The 6,092-nt window shown below is 27.6% G+C and carries 6 protein-coding genes; 3 read left to right on the top strand and 3 right to left on the bottom strand.

Annotated elements, in window-relative coordinates; all coding sequences use genetic code 11:
• The first annotated feature begins 360 nt into the window (after nucleotides 1-360).
• Nucleotides 361-666: a hypothetical protein gene (locus tag OYT88_RS20550; RefSeq protein WP_274402236.1), complete on the top strand. Its 306-nt coding sequence runs from the start codon at nucleotides 361-363 to the stop codon at nucleotides 664-666.
• Between the two features lie 48 nt (nucleotides 667-714).
• Here OYT88_RS20550 and OYT88_RS20545 read toward each other — a convergent pair whose 3' ends face one another.
• Entirely contained in the window at nucleotides 715-1,587 is an 873-nt protein-coding gene (locus OYT88_RS20545) for a PepSY domain-containing protein (protein WP_274402235.1), read from the bottom strand.
• A 14-nt stretch (nucleotides 1,588-1,601) separates the two neighbouring features.
• Nucleotides 1,602-2,225, bottom strand: a complete 624-nt coding sequence (locus OYT88_RS20540; RefSeq protein ID WP_274402234.1) for a hypothetical protein — start codon at nucleotides 2,223-2,225, stop codon at nucleotides 1,602-1,604.
• An 831-nt stretch (nucleotides 2,226-3,056) separates the two neighbouring features.
• Here OYT88_RS20540 and mobV point away from each other — a divergent pair.
• On the top strand, nucleotides 3,057-4,172 hold the full coding sequence (gene mobV, locus OYT88_RS20535) for a MobV family relaxase (RefSeq protein ID WP_274402233.1): 1,116 nt from the start codon (nucleotides 3,057-3,059) through the stop codon (nucleotides 4,170-4,172).
• 119 nt (nucleotides 4,173-4,291) lie between these two features.
• On the opposite strand, the gene OYT88_RS20530 is transcribed toward mobV, so the two are convergent.
• Entirely contained in the window at nucleotides 4,292-4,675 is a 384-nt protein-coding gene (locus tag OYT88_RS20530; protein WP_274402232.1) for a hypothetical protein, read from the bottom strand.
• Between the two features lie 399 nt (nucleotides 4,676-5,074).
• Between OYT88_RS20530 and OYT88_RS20525 the strand changes: the two genes are divergently transcribed.
• Nucleotides 5,075-6,092: replication initiation protein (locus OYT88_RS20525; protein ID WP_274402231.1), on the top strand; the 1,018-nt coding region annotated here is incomplete at its 3' end.

The raw sequence follows: 6,092 nt of genomic DNA, 5'->3' as shown, positions 1-6,092 counted from the left end.
TCAAAAATAAAAATGCAGATAATTTTGTTGCTCTTATGATAAAAATGGTCAAGCCTGGGGAGTTTAACGAACCTAAGAAAGTTCTAAAAAAGACTAGCTTTAATAATTTTAAAGGTCGAGATTATGATTATGAAGAATTAGAGAAAAAATTATTAGGGTGGGATACAGATACTGATTAGTATTATTTATTATGTAAAATAAACCCATGATGTTACCGGTTTTTACAAGCATTTCGGTGTCCCCACTTATAATATAAACTTTATTTGTTTATAATTTAAAAGATTCTACATTCCAAATATTAACTAAAAAGTTATAATATATAATATATAGATATATATTATATACTAAGAGGTGATTTTGTTGAAAAAATATAAAAAATTTATTTTTTGTTTAATTTTTATTATTTTTTTATTATTAATATCTAAGATTACTTATTCAATAGATAAAACTCGTATAACTAATTTTAAAGACCCTATTTTTGTTATTAATACTAAGACAGCTAAAGATGGTGGAACTAAAGAATTTATAGGATTTGGCTATCAAATAATACGTTGGCGTATACTGGATTTAAATGGACTTAAAGTAGGATATGAAATTTATAGATTTCCTAAACTTAAGGATTTAAATGATGGTCCATCAATCGAATTGAAAACTATTCCTAATTAATAAAAAGAAGTAAATTTAAGTACAAATTTTACTTCTTTTTATTAATATTTATTTTGTTTGTTGTCCACCTAAATTAGTTCCATCCTCAGCATCAATCCATATTGAAGCTTCACCTTCATAAGGACTTTGTTTGCTAAAAGTTACTTCATATGCTAATTTAGAATCAGTACTATTTAATATTAGATTAGTCCAATAATAATTAGGATTTATTATTTTTAACTCTGTTTTAATAATCTTTGATGTATCTATCTTGTTTTTATCTTTTAATTCTAAACTTGCTATTTCTATGGCCTTATCTTCATTAATTTTCACATTATTTGTTGGAGAATTCGATTTATACATTTTATTTGCAATTACTAACGTACCATCTAAAGGATCCATAATTACCATTATAAAATCATCATTATATTTATATCCATTTTCAGTCCTAGCCCATTTGAATGCTATTGTTCCATCCATTATTTTAGACTCTTCAATAAATGTAGTAGATTCATTTAACTTTTTCTCATCTTTAACATTATTAAATAATTTACTTATTTCTACTGCTTTTTCTTTCAGCTTAATATTTTTATCATTTGAAAGATTATTTAATTCTCCTTTAGCTTTTATTGCACTTTCTTCATTCTTTTTAATTATTTCATCTTTCTTATTTTTATCAACTATCATAATTAGATTTCCATTAGTATCATAATCTATAACTAAATCGTTACTTTCAAATTCTTCTAACTCAATATCATATATAACATCTTTATACTCACTAACTCTCTTTACAGAGCTATCTAATTTATTTTCTGTTATATAATTAATATCCTCTATTATCTTTTTGCTATTATCTATTCTTATATCTTTAGCTGAAGTACTATAAAATATAGATATAACACCTATAATTATTGCAGCTATGAATATCCTTATTTTTTTCATCAATATCCTCCTCATTAATACATAGTCATTTGATAATCACCATAAATTTGATAATTTGTTATTCCGGTTCTAGTTCTCGCTGTCCAAACTGCTGAGTTAATAGTCTCCCCTTGATCAAGAAGCTCATATACCGCAGTAGTAAAATTTGTATAGTTTGCTGAATCATATGATAATCCAATCCACCCTAAATACGCATCTGATTTTCCATCATTATCAACCATGTTAAATGCGCTATACATCGCCTTACTTTCTCCTGAATGACATGCATCTATAAATGCAAACTTATAAAACCCAACTGTCCAAGAATACAATTCAGATGATGTAACACTTTCACTTGCATTATTAGTCCAAAAAGCACTAGCATTCGAACTTCCATGACAACTTGTATAAAAAGCTCTTACACTTGGAACATTATTTTTTACAGATGCTTCAGTATAAGATGATCCAGTGTAAAGCGTTGTGTAATATCCCATTTGATCTAAATATGCTTTAGTAACCTTTGCTTGAGCAGTAGCATAACTTAAATCCCCATCAGCACCCGCGTAACCTGTATATGCATCCGTTAAAGTCCATCCATTAAATAACATTATAAAACTAGCAAAAATTAAAGTAATAACACCCTTTTTTATAAAATTCAATTTTAACATCCCCCTTTCTTTCTTTAATGATATAATTCTACTCAAAACATATTTTTCCTTTTTTTCAAGTACTTGTTTTGGGAATATATTGTTAAAAAATCAATTTCAGTAAATATGGTCAATAAACGATTATTTTATACACTCTTTAACTATCTAATAGTACGCTAAATTGTTCTTTTAGCGAAATAAATTAAAAACAAGGTTTTAAGCCATTTATAGGCTATGGATTTTTATAAAATCCATAGCTTTTTGTTTAGCATAAGTAAATAAATTTAAAAAAGCTATTATTTCGCAATGCTAATTACGAAATAATAGACTTTTTAAATTTCTAATTGGTTAATATTTCCCAATATGATATAATTTTATTATCGAAGTATTTCGGTATTTTAGAACAACTAGTATCAACAGTAGAAAAGGATGTTTAGAACTCATCCTTTTCTTTTTTTATGCAAAAATTTTGAATGGCTGCCAAACCACTTTCAAGTGGATCTTCGGCTGACGGTTAAAATTTTTGCATAAAAAAAGGTGAGCGAAAGCTAGGGCATATGCCCTGGGTCCAGGAACTCCTGGCACATCTTTACGCAGTAAAGTATAATGTGCTATACTTTATGTGAAGATATTTGCACCGATTTAGAAAGTTTCCTAAATCGTATGACTAGAATTGGAGGTGCAAATGATTCACTTAAAGTATTAAATGGATATACTTTACTAGAATTATTTTTGGTAATAGTTCCCAGGGAACATGATAAAGTTCAAAAGTTTCCTAAAACGTATGACTAGAATTGAAGATACAAATGATTCACTTAAAGTATTAAAAGGGAGATTGATTTTATGAGTTACTTAGTATGTCATATTCAAAAATTTAAGAATAGTGATGTTAAGGGATTACAAATACATAACCAACGTGAGAGTGATAAATCTAAAAATATTGATATTGATAAAAGTAAATCTCATTTAAATATAGACTTACATAACGATAGGAACATTAATTATAATAAGCAAGTTAAAGAGATTATTAAGCAAGGTTATAAAGGGACTAAGGCTATCCGTAAGGATGCTGTAGTAATGACAAGCACATTAGTAACCTCCGATAACAAATTCTTTTCTGAAATGCCTTTAAATAAGCAAATAGAGTTTTTTAAACAAAGTTATGAGTATTTTAAAGATAGATATGGCTGTGAAAATATAGTATCAGCAGTAGTCCACCTAGATGAAAAAACTCCTCATATGCACCTTTGCTCTGTACCTATTACCGAAGATGGAAAGTTATCAGCTAAGAAGATTCTTGATAGAAATAGTCTAAGAGAGATACAAGATGAACTACCAAAACATCTAAGAGCTTGTGGTTTTGATGTTGAACGAGGGGTTGAAGGTTCTGATAAAAAGCATATAGAAATTAATAAATTTAAAGCCGATACCTTAAAAAAAGAAGTTCAGCAACTATCTAAGAAAGGAATTAGCCTTAAAAACGATTTAGAGGCTCGTAGAGAGGTTTTAAGTGTTTTTGATAAACTAGATAACATTAAGCCATCAAAAACGTTCCTAGGCGAAATTAGGCTATCTAAAAGTGATTTTGAATTAATTAATAATCTTGCTAAAGAAGGTGAAATTGCAAAATTAGCCTATAATAACTTAGATAGACAGAATAAGAAGTTATCTGATGAAATAAAAAAACTTAGAGAAGAAAATAAAAGGCTAATTGAAAAAGATAAATCCCATAATGATGATTTTGAAAAACAAAAAGAAAATTATGAGAAAAAAATCGAATTGCTCCAAGGAGAAAATACAAGAATAAGAAATATAGCTAATAATAAAATTGGCACTCTAACTAAAGATGTTACCAGGCTGACATCAAAGCTTGATAAGTGTAATAAATTTATAGAAAAAGAAAAAATATTGCCTAAGTTTATGAAATACATAGATAGGAGCAATGGACTTGAAAGGTAAAAAGTAGGGCATATGCCCTACTTTTTATTTTGGGGTTTTAAGGGGTATCCCATTAACAAGGTGTAATTGAGTACTCAATTACAAAGCTTGCAGTAATTTATAATAGGGCGTATACCCCATTATAAATTTAAAAATTCTTTAGCTAAGTTCTCTAAAAGCCTTGATACTGTAGTTTTATTTCTAATCGCATAGATTTGAAGTTCTTGCCATACTTCATCGTTCATGATGACAGTATGCTTACTATTGTCATCAGTTCTTGATGGTCTACCCCGTCCAATTTCCTGTATTGTTCTGTGTTCTTTTGTTTGCTTTTCTATTTGGTTGCTATTTATAAATTGATTTTCTATTAGCTTATATCCATTCTTTTTGAATTTTTCTGAAATACTTTTAGAAATACCTAATTCATTAGCTATTTTGGTCATACTATAACCATTTTTCATTTTTGAGTTAAAGAAGTCTATTTGCTCTATAAGGCCCAACTTCAAAAAATCTTCTCTATCCATCCATATCCTCCATTAATATTTTTACACGTCTTAAAATTTATATATAAATACATAGTAGCAAATTTAGTTTACAAAAATTGTAATAATATAGATGTAAAGAAATAATTTAAAAATCATTTTTAGACAACAATTGATAGTTGTTGTTTATATAATTTATATATACAACTAAGTTATAATGTTTTACGTCCTCGCAAAGCATTGGTATTACTAGCCTGTAGAATTTAAAGACGACTTTTTCATAGTGAAAGACGACTTTTTCATAGTGAGATTTAATTTAAAGACGACTTTTTCATAGTGAAAGACGACTTTTTCATAGTGAAAGACGACTAAAATAAAATAGTCGCACGACTATTTACAAAAAGGTCGTAGTAAGATATAATTACCAATAGAGGTGGTTATATGGTTAATATGGATAACATAGAAAATAAATTAGTTGTTCAAGCAAATACGTTAATAGAAGCAAGTTACAAACTTAAACCAAGTCAACAGAAGTTTTTAAGAGTTATGGCTTCAATGATTGACTTTGGTGATGAAGATTTTAAGATGTATGAATTTAAAGTAAGCGAATTGATGGAGCTTTACGGAATTAAAGACCAAAGTAAATATAGTGAAATTCCCAAACAAACAAAGGAGTTAATGGGGAATGTACTTACTTTTAAAGATGAAAAATCAGAGGTTTTAGTGCCTTTTTTAAGCTTTTATAAACACGAAAAAGGTGAGGGTACAATAAAAGTTCAATTTCACCCTTTTTTAAAACCTTTTTATCTATATTTGAATAAAGAAAATCCATTTACTAAGTACAAGTTAAAGAACATTGTATCTTTGAAAAGTACATACTCAATAAGATTTTATGAACTTTTAAAACAGTATGAGGGAATAAAATCAAGGATTTTAACAATAGAAGAATTAAGGCAAATATTTAAAATAGAACCTAGTGAATATACTAGATATAATGATTTCAAAAGAAAAGTTATACTTCAAGCACAAAAGGAATTACCTTTAAAAACTGATATAAGCTTTGATTTTGAGGAAATTAAAACTGGAAGAAAGATAACTGCTCTAAAGTTTTATATTCATCAAAATAAGATGAATATGATTAATGATCCTACTGCTCTTGATGAAGTATCAGCTACAGTTTCAGAAGATAAAATACAAGATGATTTTAATTTAGAAGATGGTATTAAAACTATAGTTAATATGATGAAGGCTCACAATGTGAATGGCTCTGAAGCTATAAAAATATATAAGAGTGCTAATGGTGATGTGAATCATATTTCAAAGATTTATAATTATTTCAAAAATAAAAATGCAGATAATTTTGTTGCTCTTATGATAAAAATGGTCAAGCCTGGGGAGTTTAACGAACCTAAGAAAGTTCTAAAAAAGACTAGCTTTAATAATTTTAAAGGTCGAGATT

The sequence above is a fragment of the Sporolactobacillus sp. CQH2019 genome (assembly GCF_028765345.1).
Classification (GTDB): Bacteria; Bacillota; Bacilli; order Bacillales; family Sporolactobacillaceae; genus Sporolactobacillus.
Note: the sequence above shows the minus strand (reverse complement) of the source record. Positions and strands in the feature narration are given on the sequence as shown.